Source organism: Pseudomonas sp. GW821-FHT09A09, assembly GCF_059418405.1.
This window is the reverse complement of record NZ_JBWKPU010000010.1, coordinates 69,403-88,035: the sequence shown is the minus strand read 5'-3', so window position 1 is coordinate 88,035 and position 18,633 is coordinate 69,403. Positions and strand designations below refer to the sequence as shown.

Annotated in this window: 14 protein-coding genes; 10 read left to right on the top strand and 4 right to left on the bottom strand. The window is 53.0% G+C overall.

The window, feature by feature from the left end:
* Position 1: 1 nt before the first annotated feature.
* Positions 2-1,090 (top strand): 4-oxalomesaconate tautomerase, encoded by a 1,089-nt coding sequence (locus AC07OV_RS11080; RefSeq protein ID WP_101270055.1) that lies wholly within the window; start codon positions 2-4, stop codon positions 1,088-1,090.
* Between the two features lie 1,203 nt (positions 1,091-2,293).
* Here AC07OV_RS11080 and AC07OV_RS11075 read toward each other — a convergent pair.
* The 3 genes from AC07OV_RS11075 to AC07OV_RS11065 form a co-directional block, all read right to left on the bottom strand.
* Positions 2,294-2,650: a type II toxin-antitoxin system RelE/ParE family toxin gene (locus AC07OV_RS11075; RefSeq protein ID WP_494998608.1), complete on the bottom strand. Its 357-nt coding sequence runs from the start codon at positions 2,648-2,650 to the stop codon at positions 2,294-2,296.
* Positions 2,651-2,652: 2 nt separating this feature from the next.
* Positions 2,653-2,943: a type II toxin-antitoxin system ParD family antitoxin gene (locus AC07OV_RS11070; RefSeq protein WP_494998607.1), complete on the bottom strand. Its 291-nt coding sequence runs from the start codon at positions 2,941-2,943 to the stop codon at positions 2,653-2,655.
* Positions 2,944-3,144: 201 nt separating this feature from the next.
* Positions 3,145-3,360 (bottom strand): hypothetical protein, encoded by a 216-nt coding sequence (locus tag AC07OV_RS11065; RefSeq protein WP_494998606.1) that lies wholly within the window; start codon positions 3,358-3,360, stop codon positions 3,145-3,147.
* 490 nt (positions 3,361-3,850) lie between these two features.
* Here AC07OV_RS11065 and AC07OV_RS11060 point away from each other — a divergent pair, with 490 nt between their 5' ends.
* The 6 genes from AC07OV_RS11060 to AC07OV_RS11035 all read left to right on the top strand — a co-directional run bounded on the left by AC07OV_RS11060 (position 3,851) and on the right by AC07OV_RS11035 (position 12,493).
* Entirely contained in the window at positions 3,851-5,002 is a 1,152-nt protein-coding gene (locus AC07OV_RS11060; protein ID WP_495092237.1) for an ABC-three component system protein, read from the top strand.
* On the top strand, positions 4,992-5,510 hold the full coding sequence (locus AC07OV_RS11055; protein WP_495092236.1) for a three component ABC system middle component: 519 nt from the start codon (positions 4,992-4,994) through the stop codon (positions 5,508-5,510). The genes AC07OV_RS11060 and AC07OV_RS11055 overlap by 11 nt, the downstream gene beginning before the upstream one ends.
* Positions 5,510-7,498, top strand: coding sequence for a DUF3732 domain-containing protein (locus AC07OV_RS11050; protein ID WP_495092235.1), 1,989 nt, complete (start codon positions 5,510-5,512; stop codon positions 7,496-7,498). The genes AC07OV_RS11055 and AC07OV_RS11050 overlap by 1 nt, the downstream gene beginning before the upstream one ends.
* A gap of 120 nt (positions 7,499-7,618) precedes the next feature.
* Positions 7,619-9,145, top strand: a complete 1,527-nt coding sequence (locus tag AC07OV_RS11045; protein WP_495092234.1) for a P-loop ATPase, Sll1717 family — start codon at positions 7,619-7,621, stop codon at positions 9,143-9,145.
* 365 nt (positions 9,146-9,510) lie between these two features.
* A complete protein-coding gene (locus AC07OV_RS11040) occupies positions 9,511-10,965 on the top strand; it encodes a DUF1254 domain-containing protein (RefSeq protein ID WP_495092233.1) in 1,455 nt (484 codons plus the stop codon).
* A gap of 34 nt (positions 10,966-10,999) precedes the next feature.
* Complete coding sequence (locus tag AC07OV_RS11035; protein ID WP_495092232.1) at positions 11,000-12,493, top strand: DUF1254 domain-containing protein; 1,494 nt, start codon at positions 11,000-11,002, stop codon at positions 12,491-12,493.
* Positions 12,494-12,796: 303 nt separating this feature from the next.
* Here AC07OV_RS11035 and AC07OV_RS11030 read toward each other — a convergent pair whose 3' ends face one another.
* Entirely contained in the window at positions 12,797-13,711 is a 915-nt protein-coding gene (locus AC07OV_RS11030) for a LysR family transcriptional regulator (protein ID WP_122685129.1), read from the bottom strand.
* A gap of 268 nt (positions 13,712-13,979) precedes the next feature.
* Here AC07OV_RS11030 and AC07OV_RS11025 point away from each other — a divergent pair, with 268 nt between their 5' ends.
* The 3 genes from AC07OV_RS11025 (at position 13,980) to AC07OV_RS11015 (ending at position 18,557) form a co-directional block, all read left to right on the top strand.
* A complete protein-coding gene (locus AC07OV_RS11025) occupies positions 13,980-15,002 on the top strand; it encodes a zinc-dependent alcohol dehydrogenase family protein (protein ID WP_071483319.1) in 1,023 nt (340 codons plus the stop codon).
* A 715-nt stretch (positions 15,003-15,717) separates the two neighbouring features.
* Complete coding sequence (locus tag AC07OV_RS11020) at positions 15,718-17,154, top strand: hypothetical protein (RefSeq protein WP_495092231.1); 1,437 nt, start codon at positions 15,718-15,720, stop codon at positions 17,152-17,154.
* On the top strand, positions 17,151-18,557 hold the full coding sequence (locus tag AC07OV_RS11015) for an aminotransferase-like domain-containing protein (protein ID WP_495092230.1): 1,407 nt from the start codon (positions 17,151-17,153) through the stop codon (positions 18,555-18,557). The genes AC07OV_RS11020 and AC07OV_RS11015 overlap by 4 nt, the downstream gene beginning before the upstream one ends.
* The last annotated feature ends 76 nt before the right edge of the window (positions 18,558-18,633 follow it).

Sequence of the window (18,633 nt, the reverse complement as noted above, 5' to 3'; positions counted from 1 at the left end):
CATGGCGCAGACCCGCATTCCCTGTCTGTTGATGCGCGGCGGTACGTCGAAAGGCGCTTACTTTCTGGCCGACGATTTACCGCAAGAGCCTGCGCTGCGAGACCGCGTGTTGCTGGCGGTGATGGGCTCGCCGGATGCGCGGCAGATCGACGGCATTGGCGGTGGTGATTCACTGACCAGCAAAGTGGCGATCATCAGACCGTCAAGCCGCGCGGGTGCAGATGTCGATTACCTTTTCGCCCAGGTGCTGGTGGATGAGCCGCGCATCGATTACGGTCAGAACTGCGGAAACATCCTCGCCGGTGTCGGCCCGTTCGCCATCGAGCGCGGGTTGGTGGCGGCGATAGCCGACGTCACCCCAGTGCGGATCTACATGGAAAACACCGGACAGATCGCCATCGCCCATGTACCAACCTCTGATGGTGAGGTGCGCTATGACGGCGACGCGCGTATCGACGGCGTGCCAGGACAGGCCGCACCATTGATTGTCGAATTCAAGGATATCGCTGGCGCCAGTTGCGGCGCCCTGTTGCCGACCGGCAGCGCCCGGGACGTGATCGACGGCGTTGAAGTGACCTGCATCGATAACGGCATGCCCGTAGTGCTGATCAACGCGCAAGAGCTTGGTTGCAGTGGCTATGAGAGTCCTGCGCAACTCGACGTCAATGCTTCACTGAAACAGCGTCTGGAGTCCATTCGACTGCAAGCGGGGCGACGTATGAACCTGGGAGATGTGAGCCAGCGCAACGTGCCGAAGATGTGCTTGATTGCACCACCGCAAATAGGTGGGGCCATCAGCACACGCAGTTTCATTCCCCATCGATGCCACACCAGCATTGGTGTGTTTGGCGCCGTCAGTGTAGCTGCTGCCAGCCTAATTGAAGGCAGTGTTGCGGAGGGCATGGCAGTTGTGGAGGAAGGTGATATGAAGCGCTTGTCGATCGAACACCCGACGGGCGAGTTTACTGTTGAAGTACGGTTAAAGGATGGGAAAATAGCGGGCTGCGGGTTGATGCGCACCGCCAGACTTTTAATCAGCGGCATCGTATTCGTTCCGTCAGGTCTATGGCGTGATATGCCAATCGGTTAAATTCGACCCTCCAATTAAGATCAACCGAGCGATCCTGTAGACACGGTTGTTAGTTCTGGTTGCGGAAACCGAACAAATCATGCGGAAAGGATTTACGAAATCCGCGATTACAATCGCGTACCTCACAAACGACAAAGCCCTGAATAATCATGGCTTTGTCGTATCAAATACGGATGAGGCGGTGGGATTCGAACTCATGGACTTGTTACAGTTGACTGTTTCAATTCCATGACTATAACAAGTAGTTTCAATGGGTTATGGCCCAAAGTATTCCGCTTTGATCGTGTGCAAATGTCACTCGGTACGGTCGCTAACGGGCCAGAGTGTGTAAAAATGTCAGATTGGGTTTTCAGGACATCGAAAATGCTCTAGAAAAAATCGTAGAGACAGGAATTTTCGAGTCTGGCGACATCGTGGATCAGTATGCTCTGGAAGCAGCTCTAACTTAGCTCTGGATTATTTCCGCGCTCATTGCCTGTGCCGACTGAACGGCATCGCTAGACTGCCATCTACGGCGACTGACTCATGTCGACCCAAAGCTGCCATCACTGCTTACGACAATCGATTTAGAACAGACATCGAGACTAGTAGAGTAGAGCCTACACTCTATTGCTACTGATCAAAACAGTTCGTGCGATGGTGGTTGCGAGCAGTAGCGTATGACTTTTCCGAGAAGGGGCTGTCGAACCTTATGTTGGGGGCATCCTTTTCAAACCATCCAAAGCATGCCCTCAGATGTGCCCCCAATGTAGCAATCCACTGGAAGTGAATGGAGCTCCATGGTTTGTGGAAAGGCAGAAATGATCAGCCGAACAGCCTGCCCGACGACACCTAAAGACTTTCAGGGTCGCCAAAAAACATTTTGACTAGGCTCTAGGACAGTACTTTCAGCTTGAAAAAATCGATTTATGCCCCCAGTCATGCCCCCAGTTGCGCTGAGTGTACAAGCGATCGCGATTTGCGATTTCTGACGCGGACCTCGGTGGCCATGGCAGGCATTCAGTGCCCCCCCGTATACCGGATGACCAATCCGAATCCGGCAAATCCTTGGTGGTTCGATGAGTCGATATCCTTATTGAAGTTGCCCGGGCTATCTTTCAGCACCTGTCCTGAAATAAGTTGGCTGGCAGAGTGGGGGGGGCTAGAGGGAGCGTCTCACCTTCTTTGTTCTTGGCCAGTCATGTCTGTGTCTTGGATCGCTGATCAGTCATCAGGCAAGTGCAACTGCACGTCCATGGCGTCATGAAGGAGTCGGACGACCTCGATCACCTCGCTATTTGCTACACGATAAAACACGATATGGCGTGGGCTTTTGACCGCCCCATGGGGCTGTTTGGCTTGCTGGCGTGAATAAATGAGGTGATAGCTGCGAAGGCCCGGTGCCAGCTCATCGCGTTCGTAGCTGCCAATGCGATAAGGCGTGTCGGCGATCGCTTGCAGCGCCGCGAGGATTAGCGCCTGATACCGCTGGCGTGCTTGATCGCCGAATTGCGTCTGGGAGAGCCTGAGGATGTCGACAATGTCGGCGCGCGCCGCGTTGGAAATCCGATACTGCGGCATGCTCAGTGTTTCTCGCGCGCGGGGAGGGTTGCCTCCAGGCTCAAACCCTCGAGGTAGTGCTCCAGATCCCCTTCGTTCAACTGAGTAAAGCGCCCTTGCTCAAGGTCCATGATGCCGATAGAGGTCGCCTGACGCAGGGCCTCAATTTTGGCGGTGTCTTCGGCGACGCGCTGTTCCAATAGCCGCAAACCTTCTCGCATCACTTCGCTGGCATTCTGATAACGACCGGACTGCACCAGGTCATGGATAACCTGTTCCTGGTGAGGGGTGAGCACAACGTTTCTAGTTGCCATAATGAGCTCCAGCTTTCGGTAAACAGCTTCTTCCTGCCGTTGGCATATTATGCCATTTTGCTTGCGAGCACATTCGTTGGGATTTTAATCTGACGTACTGCGTCATACGGGGCATTCTTTGCGTCGAACCGCGTGCTGATCCGACGGCACGCACTTAAAGTAGAGAAAAAAACAGTCCCTCGGATGTCGTCGGCAACTTGATTAGTGTGGACCTTGGGCCTTCAGTTTGGCCAGGCCTTGCTTAATGTGTCCGGCGTTCTCCCCGATCATTTGTAGCGCGCCGCGGACATTTTCGCCGATGTCTGTCGCACCCTGGCATTCAGCTCTCAAGGTCAGCTCCATTATGGCCGCCTCTAAGGTGAGTTGGTTTTGGTAAAGGCGCTCAAGGACATCAGCTAGTGAGTATTCTGTGGCCATTGTTTCGACTCCAATAAAGGAATCGAAAGCGTAGCAGTGGGGGGAGGCGGGTGTCCTGAGCCGCCCGTGAGTTAAGGGCATGAAACGGTTTAGAGTGAGGGGCAGCAATGGCCATAAGGTGCTGTGGCGACAGGCAGCAGACGGCCAAAAGCGGACATCGGCAAGCCACCGCTGTCAGCCAGAAGCGGACGTTCCCATGCGAATGCATACGGCCATAAGCGAAGGCGCATGACAGGCCAGCTTGCGGCCAAAAGTTGCGGTTTATCGATGAAATCTATTCCCATTCCATGACCGGTGTTTTAAACATTCTGCTTGGCTTGCTATGAGGCGCGGAGTGCTCGTTTGCATCGTCTAATATTTCAGGGAATGGCTATCCCGTTGACGGTGGCATTGATGCTCTGACATGCACACGAGATAAATCGTGACGACCGCTTCATCCTGACGCAGAATAAAAGCCAGATGCCATCATAGGGACGACGAGGTAGTCAAGGTGAGCGAGAATGCCCCCGGCCAGCTACTAGGCTTCACAATCCAATTTCCAAGGGCCCTTTGCCACCTTCTCACTTGCACACCGGGAAGCGTCGTTTGCGTTGAGGTCCATGGGGATGTTGCGACCATCCATAGCGACGGTACTAAAACTGCCGAAGAAGACAAGTCTTCGATAAATAGCAATCCCGTTACGGATAAATCCAGTGACCTCTGGAAAACTTTCTCGAACTGGATCAACGCCGTTAAAGCTGGCGAGCTTGATATAGAAAAGACCAAATTTATTTTGTTCCGAAATAAGCCTGGACGACTAGGCATCGCTGACGCATTCCATTCTGCCAACTCAAATGACGAAATCAAAGCGGCAGTAGATGACGCTATCACGAAGATGAGCGATATTAATGAAAAGCACGTCGCTTGGACGTATTACGACAATGCCGTAAATAACAACAGACGAACCCTTGAGAAAGTCGTTGAAAACTTCACGTTGGAAACCGGGAGTGGAGATGGTTTTGACGAAGTGGAAGCGCTGCTAAAGAAGCTCCATGTACCAGAAAAATCGATTAGAGATCTAGCTACTCACTTAGGGGGTTGGATTTTACGCGATGTTGTGAAAAAAATCAGCCAGAAAGAAAATGCTAAAATAAGCTGGGAAGATTTCCACATCGCCTTCTTGGAACGTTTTGAACAGGCAAGACGGCTGGAGCTTATTGACTTCACCTTAGAAACCCCGCTGTCAGATGATCAGATCACGTTTCAAATCGCAATCCGCCCGATGTACCTTCTACAAGCTGAACTTGTGGGGTGCGATCATGAAGATTTGCTAGGAGCAGTAACTGATTTCTTGAAGGCAAAAACCAATAGGGACCGATGGATTGAATCCGAGTTATTGGACGAAGTTTCAGCAGCCGAATTTGAATCCAAGCTGCATAGATTCTGGAAAAACACGAAAAGCACGATAAGAATAACAAATAATTCACTTGCGCCAGAAGATCGGGGCAGGCTGCTTTATAATGAATGTCAAGTCCGACAAGAAAAAATTAAAAATAGTGAGCTGCCCGACTCAACTGTGGCAGGTACGTACCACGCCTTGGCTAATGGTTCAAAACTGGGCTGGCATGAAGACTGGGAGTCGAGATTGAAAAATGGAAAATGACCCACATAGTTTGTTAGCCGAAGAAGTACGTGAGTGGAATACTCCATTGCTCAGCGCCTATTTGCTTTGGGAGTTTACAGTAGGTTATAAAGAAGCACACCCCGAAAATTCTTCCCCGATAGGGCTGCTTCACTTTATCGCTCTTGCCTTGTTAACAAACCCTAGGCTAGTGAGGTATGTAAGTAATAAGCGCAGCAGCCTACAATCCTACACTCTAGGCATCGAAGAGAACAGACTGACTGACCAGTTGTTATCTTTACAGGACAGAATAAACCAGCGTAAGCATCACACGTTGGAAGCTATAGATACTGCTATCAATGCTGGATTGCTTGTATGGGATCCCGAGACGGCCATAATCTACCCCGTAAATCTTCGCAAAAAGCCAAGCCATGGAAAAAATTTGAAAGCAACTGTCAAAAGCTACGGCGCGAAGGCTCGCCTACTGGGAAACTGGTTTTCAGCTCATGACACATTGGCTATCGCTAATTACTTGCGAGTGACGCTGTAATGAATTTTCAGATCCTGCAACTAATAGTTTGGCCTAAAAACCCCGTACATAGTCCTCAAGTCATTAAGTTTGAAAAGGGCAAGGTGAATGTCATAACTGGTGCCTCGCGAACAGGCAAGTCTGCGATTATACCAATAATTGATTACTGCTTGGCATCCTCTGAATGCCAAATTCCCATTGATACAATTCGAGACCATTCAGCTTGGTATGGTATTGTCGTAGAGTCTGATGAGGAACAGCTTTTATTAGCCCGGCGCGGTCCGGTGGGCAAGGAGGCGTCGCGTGAGTTTTATGTAGCGCGCGCAGCAACTGTTACTATACCGAATTTGGTAATTGAAGGTAACGAGTCCATTGATGGTGTGAAACTGATATTAAATACAGTTGCTGGCACGCCATATTTACGACTATACGCACCAGACGATAATCGTCCGTTTCAAGAGAGACTTAGTTTCAGAGATGTTACCACCTTGACCTTTCAAAGTCAGGATGTTGTTGCTAGCCAGAATATTCTTTTCTACAAGATGCACGGATTCGAATATAGAGAGCGGCTTAAAAATTGGTTTCCTTACATCCTAGGGGCTGAGAATTTAGAGACTTTGACAGCACGCCACCGACTTGCCGTTGTTCAAGCAAAGTTGGCACAGCTCAAGCGTGAAGACGAACGGGCGAAAAAAGTATCGCAAGCATGGCTAGATAATATGGTCGGCCAGGTCGAGGTTGCTCGGCAGTATGGTCTGGTACCAGAAGGTACCGCCAAAACCACTGACCCAGAAGTTCTAATTCAGATTGCCAAAATAATTATTGATACAGACCTAGAGCATCCTCACACAACTACCAAATCGATTGAGCAGGCTAATGAAATCATTACTGCACTGGAAAAGCAGGAAGATGAAATTAGTGATGAAATTAGCTTAGTGAAAAGGCGACTGCGAGATCTTTCTCGTCTAAAGGAGAGTTTAACATCCTACGGTCTAAGCACCAGAAAGAGGGCGGAGCGCCTTCACATTTCACAATGGCTGAAAGATATCTCGTCCAAGGACGCTTCATGCCCAGTATGCGGAGAGCGTGGCCATATTAACTCAACAGTTGAGATGGGTAAAATCGCTACGGCTTTTGAAAAAGCTGAACTTGAGTCCAAGAAAACAAAGACGATACCTACTACATTTGTTCGTGAGGAGGAACTCTTAAAACGTCAACTTGACATAGCATTGGAGAAGCGTTCAGCAATCGCTGGCAGGCTGGATTTTAGAATATCTAAAAGCAAAGAGCTTTCGTCACACTTTGCCAGAAGAAAAAATATGTTTCTGTTCTTAGGATACCTCAGAGCGTCCCTAACTACTTTTGAAAATCTCTTCAACAAAAATGAAACAGGCAAGGAAATCGAAGCTTTAGAGGAAGAAGAGGCAGCTCTCAAACTCAAATTTACCCCAGGTTCTTCCGAAAGGAAAACTGAGACGGCGCTTGGCCAAATCGAACTAAAAACTCTCGCTCGCCTTCAGTCTTTAGATGTCGAAAGCAAATACAAAAAAAGACCTCCTAAGTTCTCAATCAAAGATCTGAGCCTGAAGGTGCTTAGCAACGATAATGACTGGCACTTCTTGTCAGAGGTAGGGAGCGCTTCAAACTGGTTATCTTTCCACGTTGCGTTCATATGCGCGCTTCATGAGTTCCTGAGCGAGTTGAATGAGTCATGTGTTCCCTCCTTCGCAGTATTTGATCAGCCTAGCCAAGTCTATTTTCCTAAAATTAGTCGCTCCAAGCAGGAATCAAACGACCAAGAGCACAGCTACCTTGACGAGGATGTTGATGCAGTTAGGGGGATCTTCAAAACGCTATCTGATTCTGTCGAGGCAATGGGAGGAAAGTGGCAGTGTATTGTGCTTGACCATGCCGGAATGGATATCTATGACGGGATTGTTAACGTTCATGAAGTGGACGTGTGGCGTAATGGAAAAAAACTGATACCAAGCCACTGGATGACAGATTAGCGCAACTTAAAAGACAGTCAGAAGTAACAAAAGGTGGACGCTAGAGTGATTTGGACCATGCTGTGCTGTAGCTCAACTTAAAGAAGAATTCTAACGCCTCAAAAATAAAAGGTATTTTTTATGGTTTTTGGTGGTTTATTTAGTTCTGAGCGTACTGTACCAGTTTTCTTGGGGGCGCCGGAGGCGGAGGCAGAGTCTACATCTCAGTCTCGCGTGTCTATTCTTGATGTCTATGAAGATTACCATGGTCTAAGCCCCGCGCTAACAACTGAGCAATTCATTATTATAGGACGAAAAGGCTCAGGCAAAAGTGCCTTCGCAGAGTTTATAAGCGCGAAAGCCAAGTCGATGCCTAATTTATTCAGTCAATTCGTACGGGCAAGCGAATTTCAAATAGAAAAAGCAATTCAAAATATCACGACAAAAGATAGTCAAATTGACAGTGAAAGTTTCTTTTTGTGGCTGATTTATACAAATGTCCTTAAGCTATTTTCCCATAATGAAGCAATTAAGGAAGATAAAAGCTATGAGCTATTGAGACAATTTCTAAAAAAGAATTCCGGATACATAAATATTAAAGACTTTGAAATAAAAGGACTTGTCGAGAAGCACGGATTTGATGTAAGCATAGAGCAGTTTAAAAGATTCTTTCGATTGAAGATGGATAGGAACTTAGAAATAAAATCAGAGCGGGCAAGCTTTGATAAGTTACTTCCTCATCTAGAGGAGGTTATTATTTCCGCTCTCAGCTCAGAAGTTGAACGATCGAACAATAATTCATATTCAATTTTTTTTGACGACTTAGATGTTTGGTTCAATGCCTCTAGCAGAGAATCATCCGACTCACTGGTCAGTTTGATTAGGGCATGCCGGAGAGTTAATAATACAGTTTTTGGTGCAAATGGAATCAAAGCAAAGGCGATCATACTGCTTCGTGATGATATTGAATCCTATATCTCTAATCGCTACGCCGACACAGCTAAAATTTTGGCATCTTATTCAATAAAAATAAACTGGTATCATGAAGATTATTCGGGCGCCGATCTGGAAGAGCAACTTAGCTTAAAAAAATTCATTAATAAGCGTATTGCTCTCGCGTTCGGCAAAGCTGGTAAATCGTTCAGCGCGGAAGATCCTTGGACATCTCTCGTGGGTGCAATGAGCGGCGAACGGTCTAGTTTCAAGTATGTGGTCAATAAAACATTGTTTCGCCCCCGCGACTTATTGCTATTTTTTAAGCCGTTGGAAAGTGGTAGCTTCAAATATCCGCTCTCCAAATATGATATCAATGCTTTAAGCGTTAGCTATGCCAGGGAACTAGCAAAGGAAGTTAGAAACGAATTATCATCTTTCTACTCTAGCACGCAGGTTGAAAATATTTTTGGTGCTATTTCGCAAATAGCGAAAGCCAAAACGAAATACAATGACGCGCTAGAAATTATTGAGAGCTACTGCAAGGATGTTGTGCCAAAAGAAGTTCTTGAGGATCTTTTTTCAAGATCGATAGTCGGAAGCTGCGATAATCAAGGGAGATTTTCATTCAAGTGCCGGGAGCCAATGGGGACAATAAATCCTATTAAACTGGATAAGGATAAGCTAGTTGTCGTTCAATACGGCATTAGAGACTACGTCACGCAAAAATATTAACCCACAGAAGTCTCAATCAGCTGGAAAAGGTCTCTTGCTTCAGAGGCGACCTGTTCCAGGGTGCGTTACAGCCGCAGCTAACTGGCAGCTTTGGGTCGTAAGCTGTAGATCGCGGATGTCCGCTATTGGCCGATAGCTGCCGCTCACGGACGACCGCTTTCGGCCAGTTGCTGCCATTCAGGACGCAAAAAAATAGCCTTCAAAACTTAATTCCTACTAAGAAACAGTTATCAGGAAGGGAAATATAATTGTAATTTTTCATGCCTTTTTCTGGATGATCCAGTTTCCTCTGCTAGTTTTTCTAACGATCAGTCTGCCTCACAAGATTCTCTCCCCGAAAAACGCCAATGCAAGGAAGCTTCGGTATGAACAATACGCCTTTATTCGTTAGCGGCCTGCTCGCGACTGTAGCATTGCTCGGCGCAATGGCCGTGCAGGCAGAGACCTCTCCGGTGGCGCAAGTTTCAGGCCCGGAAGCCGATGTGAAGGTGACGGAGACTTACGTTCGGATGATGGCGCGAGAGGCGTATTTTTGGGGTTGGCCGATGGCCAACATCTTCAATCGTCGGCAGAAGTTCAACGATCTCCCAGAGCCAGGCCTGATGGGTGGCATCGTACCCGTAGCGCCGATCAATCATCTGTCGATGCTTACCGATTACATTTCCCCTGGGGAGCGGCTGGTGGCCTGTCCGAACCAGGATGTGGTTTACGGTGCGGGCAGCATTGCGCTGGATATCGAACCGGTGGTGATTCAGGTACCGGACTTCGGCGACCGCTTCTGGGTGTACCAACTAGTAGACCTTCGCTCCGACAGCTTTGCCGAACTGGGGAAGATGTACGGCACCAAGCCTGGTTTCTATCTGCTGGTGGGGCCGGACTGGAACGGCAAAGTACCGGAAGGCATCACCCAGGTGTTTCGTGCAAAGACCAATACCGGTTTCGTGATTCCGCGGGTGTTCCAGGACGATACAGCCGAAGATCGCAAAGCTATCCAGCGCTATCTGTCGGGGATCGACATGTACCCGCTGTCCAAATACGACGGCAAACTCAAGCAGCGTGATTGGAGCCAGTCGCCGAAATTCCCCGCTGAGGCGTCGGGTGACGAGGAAACGCGTTGGGTGCTCCCGGAAAAGTTCTTCGATGAGCTGCCAGCGATTCTCAAGGACGCCAAACCGCTGCCGGGAGAAGAGGCGCGCTATGCGCAATTGTCGGTACTGGCACAAATCGCTCAGCGCGATCCCGAGCTGAAAAAAGCCATGATCGACGAAGCGCAAAAGGCCGACAGCGAAGTGGTCAAGCCGCTGCTGCAGTTCCGCAATTACGGCCAGCAGTTGCCGCACCACTGGAGCACCATCAGCAACGGCGCGGCGTTTGGCACCGATTACTTCCTGCGCACGGCGGTTGCCCGCTCGAACATCTTCGTCAACAAGCAGATCGAGACCAAGTACTTCTATCAAGATCTGGACGAGTCCGGCATGCGGCTCAATGGTGCCCAGCGCTACAGCGTGACCTTCTCCAAAGGCGCGCTGCCGCCGGTTAAGGGTTTTTGGTCGCTGACGCTGTACAACCAGCAGCATTTCTTCGCCGAAAACTCGTTGGGGCGCTATTCCCTCGGTACCAAGAACAAGTCGCTCAAGACCAATACCGATGGCTCGCTGACGCTCTACGTGCAGAGCGATTCACCGGGTGCGGACAAGGAAAGCAACTGGCTCCCAGCGCCGAAGGGCGCTGATTTCTCGCTCTACGTTCGCGCCTACTGGCCGGAAGCGGCCGCGATGAATGGCCAGTGGACTCCGCCGGCGGTGGTCAAGGTCAACTGAACCGATTTCCCAACTGCGTTCATAAGGACAGCCCATGAACCGTTTGCGCACCACACTCACGGCCTTGGCCGTAAGCCTTTCTCTAAGCGGCCTGGCCGACGCTGCGTCGCGCTATGAAGAGCTCGCCAATCAACCTTTTGAAAAGGGCTTCCCGACCGAAGCGACTGCACGCAGCCTGATCGATGAACTGGTGTTTCAGCGTGCTGTGCAGTCGTATCTGTGGGCCTTGCCGGCGATCAACATTTGGTCGATGAAGGAAGCGTCGGAGAAGCAGTTTGGCGCGGGCTACAACATCTTGCCGACCTGGAAAAAGCGAATCAATGCCAAGACGCTGGTGACGACACCGAACTCCGATTTGGTCTACGCCATGAGCTATCTGGATCTGGCAAAGTACGGCCCGCTGGTGGTCGAAGCACCGCCCGGTGTGCAGGGGATGTTCGATGATTTCTTCCAGCGTCCGATTGTCGGACCAACTATCGATGGCAAAATCTGGCGCGGTGACGTCGGCCTTGCCGGCCCCGACAAGGGCAAGGGCGGTACCTATGTGCTGCTCCCGCCTGATTACAAGGGGCCGGAACCGACCGAGGGATTCGTCTACCGTTCGCGCACCAACAACGTGTTCCTGTTCTGGCGCACCTTCTTCAAGGACCCGAAAGACCTCAGTGTGCCGGTGGCCGAGGTCGAGCGCACGAAGATCTATCCGCTGGGCAAGAAGGATTCGGCCCTGCCTATGCAATTCCCCGACGCCACCGGCGCACCGATCAACATGTTGTTCCCCGAGGACGGTCGTTACTTCGACATGCTCTCGCGCTTCATCGACGCCGAAGCCGTCGACCCGGCGGACATGGACATGCGCGGGTTCCTGCACACCCTGGGCATCGAGAAGGGCAAACCCTTCGCCCCGGATGCCGAACGACGCAAGCTGCTGGATGACGCCGCGCGAACCGCGTTTAAGATGAGCAAGGTGGTGACCAGCCACTTGTTGTACAAAGAGCCGGGCGGTCTGTACTACAAGGATCGCCAGTACGTGAACACTTTCGCCGGGGAGAACACCGAGTTCCAAGCCAGCGGTAGCTTCACCAATCTTGAGCAGCGAGTGGCGTTCTTCACCTCAGCCTATTCGGACAGCCCTGGCATGGTTATGAACATGATCGGTGCCGGCGCCAAGTATCCTGCTACTACCCGCGACGCCGAGGGCAAATTTCTGGATGGCGCCCAGACCTACAAGCTCAATCTTCCGGCCAATGTCCCGGCGGCGTTGTTCTGGTCGGTCACCGCTTACGACAACCTGACTGCGTCAGGTCTGGACAATGGCCAGCCGTTCCCGTCCCTCAATCAGATGGATAAACCGGCGCAGAACAGCGACGGCTCCACTGACATCTACTTCGGGCCGAAATCGCCAGGTGAAGGCAAGAACTGGATCAAGACCGTACCGGAGAAAGGCTTTCTGGTGATCGTGCGGCTCTATGGGCCAAAGCAGGCCTTCTTTGATCAGAGCTGGAAGCCAGGCGACTTGATCAAACAATAGATACACGTTCGCCTTGCCCTGCTAGCAACGAGGGTACCGCGAGCAACTCGGCGGTCTGAGTAGAAATTAAATCAATCAGTGGCCTGTAATTGTCAGCGTAGAGTTGAGTGTTATCAGCTGTATTTACTAGGGAGAAATCGTGATCCGTGTGCTGTTAAGTCTCAGGTTGGGGGCATCCTTTTCAAACCATCCAAAGCGTGCCCTCAGATGTGCCCCCACTGTAGCAATCCACTGGAAGAGAATGGAGCTCCATGGCTTGTGGAAATGCAGAAGTAATCAGATAAACGGTCTATTCTAAGACATCTAAAGACTCTCAGGGGCGCCAAAAAACATCTGAATCCGCGACCGCAACCACCGTTCCCCCGGATCGTTATCCTGCGACCCACGCCACGCCATGTGCAGTTCAAACGAGCGCACCGGCAACGGCGGATCTTCCGCCCGCAACCCACCTGCCGACGTCAGCGCCTCAGCCGCGTAGTCCGGCACAGTCGCCAGAATATCGGTGCCCGCCAACAACGTCCCCAATCCATTGAATTGCGGCACCGCCAACACCACGTGGCGTTTGCGGTCGAGTTTCTCCAGTTCTTCGTCAATAAAACCACTCAAGTCGCCGGCAAACGACACCAGCGCGTGCGGGCGGGCGCAGAAGTCGTCCAGGCTCAGGGAGCCTGGCACGCTGTCGGCGCGCAGCAGTTTGGGCAGGCTGCGGCGCAGGACTTTGCGTTTGGCGTTGGCCGGCAGGTCGGCGGTGTAGCTGACGCCGATGGAGATTTCGCCGGAGGCCAACAGGCCCGGCATCAGGATGTAGTTGACGCGGCGCACCACCAGCACGATGCCGGGGGCTTCGGCGCGCAGGCGCTTGAGCAGTTGGGGCAGCAGGGCGAACTCGACGTCGTCGGACAGGCCGATGCGGAATACGGCGGTGCTGGTGGCCGGGTCGAACTCGGCGGCGCGGCTGACGGCGGTGGAGATCGAGTCCAGAGCCGGGGAGAGCAGGGCGAAGATTTCCACGGCGCGGGCCGAGGGTTCCATGCTGCGGCCGGTGCGTACAAACAGCGGGTCATCGAACAGCCCACGCAGGCGCGACAAGGCCGCGCTGATGGCCGGCTGGCCGAGGAAGAGTTTCTCGGCAGCGCGGGTCACACTGCGCTCATGCATCAAGGTTTCGAATACGATCAAGAGGTTAAGGTCGACACGACGCAGGTCGTTACGGTTCATCTTGTGTCCTGGAAGAGTCAGCAAACTTGACGTGAGCGGCCATCCTGGAACCCTTCAGATTCCATTTAGAAGCATGACCGGCATGAATCTTACGGGTAAAGACTGGTACTCTGCACCGGCTAATTGAGTTTTCCTACGATTGTTGAGGTCTATTCCTCAGTTGCGGAATCAATGACAGGCATGTCGACTATTAACGGCGACCGGTGGTCTTACCCGGAAAGCCCAGATAGAGTTCATGGCATTAGAGGTTACTTTGACGAGGTTTGCGATGTCCCGCACGATCCGTTTTCACAAGTTTGGTCCGGCCGAGGTGCTCAAGTGCGAAGAGCATGTAGCCGCGCAGCCCGCACCGGGCGAAGTGCAGGTGCGTGTCGACGCGATTGGCATCAGCTGGTACGACATTCTCTGGCGCCAGAACCTGGCGTCTTCCCATGCGCGCCTGCCTTCAGGGCTTGGCCATGAGATGGCCGGGGTTGTAGTTGCCCTGGGCGATGGCGTGGATGACTTGGCAGTGGGCGATAAAGTGGCCAGTTTTCCGGCCGAGAGCCCCAATGATTACCCGGTGTATGGCGAGCAGATCGTTTTGCCGCGCTCGGCCCTGACCCGTTACCCGGATGTCTTGAGCCCGATTGAAGCCAGCGTGCACTACACGCCGCTGCTGATTGCCTACTTTGCCTACGTGGACTTGGCGCGGGTCAAGCCTGGCCAGTTCGCCCTGGTGACCGACGCCAGCCATTGTGCCGGCCCGTCTTTTGTACAGCTGGGCAAGGCGCTGGGTGTGCGGGTGATTGCTGCGACCAAAGACAGCGCTGAGCGTGAATACCTGCTGTCGTTGGGCGCAGAAAAGGTCATCGTGACCGAAGAGCAGGACTTGCTGATGCAAATCAACAAGTTCACCGACAATCGCGGTGTCGACGTGGTGTTCGATGGCCTGGGCGGCCCGCAGATGTCGTTGCTGGGTGATGTGTTGGCCCCACGTGGCAGCCTGGTGCTGTATGGCCTGCAGGGTGGCAACCAGACGCCATTCCCGGCATGCGCAGCGTTCCAGAAGAACATTCAGTTCTTTGTGCACTGCATCGGCAATTTCACCGGCAAACCGGAGTTGGGCATCATCCAGGATCAGGTTGCCCTGCAACGGGCCTTGCGCGATATCAACCAATTGACCGCTGACCGTGTGCTGGTGCCGCTGAAAACCACGGTGTTTCCGTTCAACCAGTTCGTGGAAGCGCACCGCTACATGGATGAATGCCCGTGCCGTGAGCGAGTCGCGTTGCAGGTTGAAGCTGTTTGAAGCGTAGGAATATTCTTAAACGAGTATTTCAATCCCCGGGCGTATGGGGCAAATACGCCATTTGAGAAGGCTTAAGCTGCGTAATGCATGAGGTGCGCAGCCACGGCAGTCTCCTGTAAACGATACCTTTCCCCCTGACGCCGCCCTGAATTCCAGTGCGGCGTCTTTGTCTGTGCGTTTTACGCACGTTGCCTGTTGTCAATCTGAACTGGTTTTCGATCAGGTTCTGTGTCTGTTAATCATAATTGCAACCTTGATAATTGTGCTGTCACTTTCATCTCAAGGACTGAGTAATGAATGAAACCATGCTTGTAGTGCAGGTGCCTCCTGCAACTAACAGTTCGGCATTTCTACGGGCCCGGGGAAGCGGGTATTTCCACGGCGGATCTCAACTTATAAGCGCGCGAAGAGAAAAGGTCGGCGTGATTTATTTGTGGGAAAGTTCTTTTAGTTCTGGTTTTAGTGGAGTAGGAGGTTGTCGGAAACCTCCTAGGAGTGCCGCTGCGGGCCGTCGATAGGCCGCCTGCGCAGCGCCTTTGCCGCAGCAGGCTTCCATGATAGGGGCAGCACGCAGTCCATGCGTTGTTGTTACAGGGTGCTAGTGTCTTTTTACCCAAGCACTTTATGGCGAGCGGCATTCAAAAAACGCAATAGGTCGAGCGAACACGATTGTTCAGTGGCTCGTAACTTATATTTAAATTCAGGTATTAGAACAATGAGCGCTATTCACGAACAGGCCATGACGTATGTTTATCAACAAGTTCTTCAACGTTTGATCGGGCATTTCAGCCGCGCGGAACGTACGGCACTTCAATTGTTGATCCAGCGTATCGTCGTGGCCGCCGGTGGCATGGAACAAGTGGGTGACTACAAGGTGCTGGTCGCCCATGGCGGCGGCGAAGTCAGCAGCTACACCCTGGCGCTATTGCGCGCCGCACAATTGACTATCGCCGGGCGTGCGCCCAGGACGTTTCATCTGCGGGTCGCCACGTTACGCCATGCCGGTATGACTCAGGACACCCTCGACACTCTTCATCGGGGTTACGGCCGGCTATTTTTCCATGACGATCCCAGGGTCGAACTGCTGATGGTGGACCATGGGGAAGTGCTGCCTTTCAACCACCTGCGTCCTGCATCGGCGCCCGGGCGCGAAACCAGCCAGCGTAACCGGCTGATGGTAGGGCACCTGACTTCCGGGGATATCCGCGCAACGTTATGCAATGACACGTATCTGGCCTTGGGCGACTTTTATCAGCGCGTGACCAGCTGGAACGGGGGCGTACACGCCGTGGTCAGCGGTGATTCCGTACGCAAGCAAAGCCAATTTCTCGCTTGGCTGAAAAAGTCCGCACAAGGCGCAGGCCTCACCATCCCCAGGAGCCCGCCCGCATCGCTCAATGGGCTGTATGCGCGCATGGATGAATGGAGCCAGGGGTATTACCGCGAGTTGTACGGCGAGCACTATGTCGAGCGAGAGGACGCCGCAAAGGGTGGGCATCGTCATCTGGCCTACATCGGCATTGCTGACTTGCTGGAGGATATCGCCCAGCCGGGAAGTACGTTGCTCACGGAGTTCATGGCTTACGTTGTCGACCCCCTGGGCTTTCATTTCAGTAATCCGACGTATGCCAATCCCTTGTTGATGGCCCATCTGCGCGGCTTGCAGGCCGAATGCCTGAGGGACTTGGACTATGAAGCGGGTGCTGAAGGCTTCGTCATTCAAGCGGCGAACGCCATGCGTCAACGGCAGATCCCGGAAGAGCTGCTGGCTCAAGCTGCGACACGGGAGGGGCGGCTGATGTCTTCTGCCTACGCCCTGCAGTTTTTTGGCGTGGAGGAGGGGCCGTTGATCTGCCTGTTGTGCTCGCCGTTTATCCATCATGGCGAACGCCTGGAAGGCTATTTGCGCCAGTGCCACCCAGGCATGCTGGTGGCGTTGCCAGAATTGCACAAGGTGCTCCAAGGCAAGCCGGCTGCCGACATGCTGCAGCAATGGGTCATCGACACCAGTGGATTGCCGCTGAACCTGCTTCAGCACCTTTACCGCAAGCGCCCGTTGCCCCTTGCCTCGGGCCGTTCCACAAGTAGCCCTCGCCAGGCGCACCCGACGCCAGCATACGATGCGCAGGCCTTTCAGCTGTCCGGACGATGATGCTGCGAGGCACGCGGCAGACCGATTTCGCCTATCAGGCGGTCTACCGCTACATGATCAATCTGATCAACGAGGTCAGCACGGATACACGGGTGAAACTGCCGTCGTTGCGGCAGTTGTCCGGGCGCCTGAATGTGTCGATTTCGACCATTCAATATGCGTATTCGCTGCTTGAAAAAGAAGGGCGGGTCTATTCGGTGGCCAAATCGGGCTACTACGCCTGGCCACTGGCAGGCAGCCCGGCGCCGTGTTCCGGAGGCGACGTGCTCGAAAGGCTCTACATTGCGGCCCGTCGCCCAGGCATGGTGGTGCTCAGTGGCGACGAGCCCACCTTGCTGGCATCCCTGGATGCGACCTTGCTGCGATTGGAGCGTGAACTGGTGCGCCAGTACCCGCGCGAGTTGCAGCCCTGGTCCCAGCCTTGTGGCGTGTGGGAGTTACGAGCGGCAGTGGCGGCCCGCTACACCACCTCGCCCATTCGCTGCTGGCACGCCGACGACGTTTACATCGGTGCCGATCTTCGAAGTGTGCTGGATATTCTGGTCGAGACCTTGAGGTTGCGAGGCGCCACGGTGATTGTCGAGTCGCCGTGTGACTGGTTGATCCTGCGACTCCTGCAAGATGCCGGGGTGCGTATCATCGAGTTGCCTTGGGCCACCGATGGGCGCCTCGACCTGGCACTGCTCGAAGGGCTGCTGCGCGATGAGCCCGTGCAACTGGTGCTGCTGTCGTCCTCCGTCAGCCTGCCATCGGGCGGCGTATTGCAACCCCGTGACCGTCTGGAGGTGGCACAGTTACTGGATCAATATGGTTGTTGGCTGCTGGAGAACGATACGTGCGGTGAGTTGAGCTTCAAGTCGTCCCAGAGCGCATTGCGTGACCTGGTCAACCCGGAGCGGCTGATTGTATTTTCCTCGTTCGAGAAGATACTCGGCCCAGAAGCGCCATACGGCTACCTGCTGTCCCGGTGCATGAGCAGTGAATTGCAGCGCCAGTTCCTGTTTCGCGGGTTCCGGTTGTCCTCCATTCGCCAGCGTGCGATCGCTCGCCTTTATCACAGCGGGCGAATCGACCAGCATTTGCGCAACCTGCGTCATTTGCTGCGCGAGCAGGCCGGGGCGGTCAGCCAGCGACTGGACGAGCACCTCGGGCAGCAAGTGACCTATCGAATGCCAGCGGGCGGGGCCACATTCTGGTTGGGTGCGACCCAGGCCGTGGACATGCGCCAGGTGTTCCAGTCCATGCTCGCCCAGCAAATCGTGGTGGTGCCCGGCGAGCTGTTCAGCCTTTCAGGCCTGCATCACCAGCAACTGCGCATCAGCCATACCTTTCAGGGGCATCCCAACCTGGACATGGCCCTGGTTGCCCTGAGCGATGCCCTGCGCCAGGCTCAGGTGGGGTGAGCGCGTGAAATTTCTCTTGTTGATGTAGGATCGATACCGTCGCGCGGTAGTCCAACTCTCAGTAAACTGTCACTTT

Excerpts from the sequence above, each read along its gene's own strand:
- AC07OV_RS11035 (WP_495092232.1), top strand. The coding sequence starts at position 11,000 with ATGAACCGTTTGCGCACCACACTCACGGCCTTGGCCGTAAGCCTTTCT.
- AC07OV_RS11055 (WP_495092236.1), top strand. The coding sequence starts at position 4,992 with ATGGAAAATGACCCACATAGTTTGTTAGCCGAAGAAGTACGTGAGTGG.
- AC07OV_RS11020 (WP_495092231.1), top strand. The coding sequence starts at position 15,718 with ATGAGCGCTATTCACGAACAGGCCATGACGTATGTTTATCAACAAGTT.
- AC07OV_RS11015 (WP_495092230.1), top strand. The coding sequence starts at position 17,151 with ATGATGCTGCGAGGCACGCGGCAGACCGATTTCGCCTATCAGGCGGTC.
- AC07OV_RS11075 (WP_494998608.1), bottom strand. The coding sequence starts at position 2,650 with ATGCCGCAGTATCGGATTTCCAACGCGGCGCGCGCCGACATTGTCGAC.
- AC07OV_RS11080 (WP_101270055.1), top strand. The coding sequence starts at position 2 with ATGGCGCAGACCCGCATTCCCTGTCTGTTGATGCGCGGCGGTACGTCG.
- AC07OV_RS11040 (WP_495092233.1), top strand. The coding sequence starts at position 9,511 with ATGAACAATACGCCTTTATTCGTTAGCGGCCTGCTCGCGACTGTAGCA.
- AC07OV_RS11025 (WP_071483319.1), top strand. The coding sequence starts at position 13,980 with ATGTCCCGCACGATCCGTTTTCACAAGTTTGGTCCGGCCGAGGTGCTC.
- AC07OV_RS11030 (WP_122685129.1), bottom strand. The coding sequence starts at position 13,711 with ATGAACCGTAACGACCTGCGTCGTGTCGACCTTAACCTCTTGATCGTA.
- AC07OV_RS11045 (WP_495092234.1), top strand. The coding sequence starts at position 7,619 with ATGGTTTTTGGTGGTTTATTTAGTTCTGAGCGTACTGTACCAGTTTTC.
- AC07OV_RS11050 (WP_495092235.1), top strand. The coding sequence starts at position 5,510 with ATGAATTTTCAGATCCTGCAACTAATAGTTTGGCCTAAAAACCCCGTA.
- AC07OV_RS11070 (WP_494998607.1), bottom strand. The coding sequence starts at position 2,943 with ATGGCAACTAGAAACGTTGTGCTCACCCCTCACCAGGAACAGGTTATC.
- AC07OV_RS11065 (WP_494998606.1), bottom strand. The coding sequence starts at position 3,360 with ATGGCCACAGAATACTCACTAGCTGATGTCCTTGAGCGCCTTTACCAA.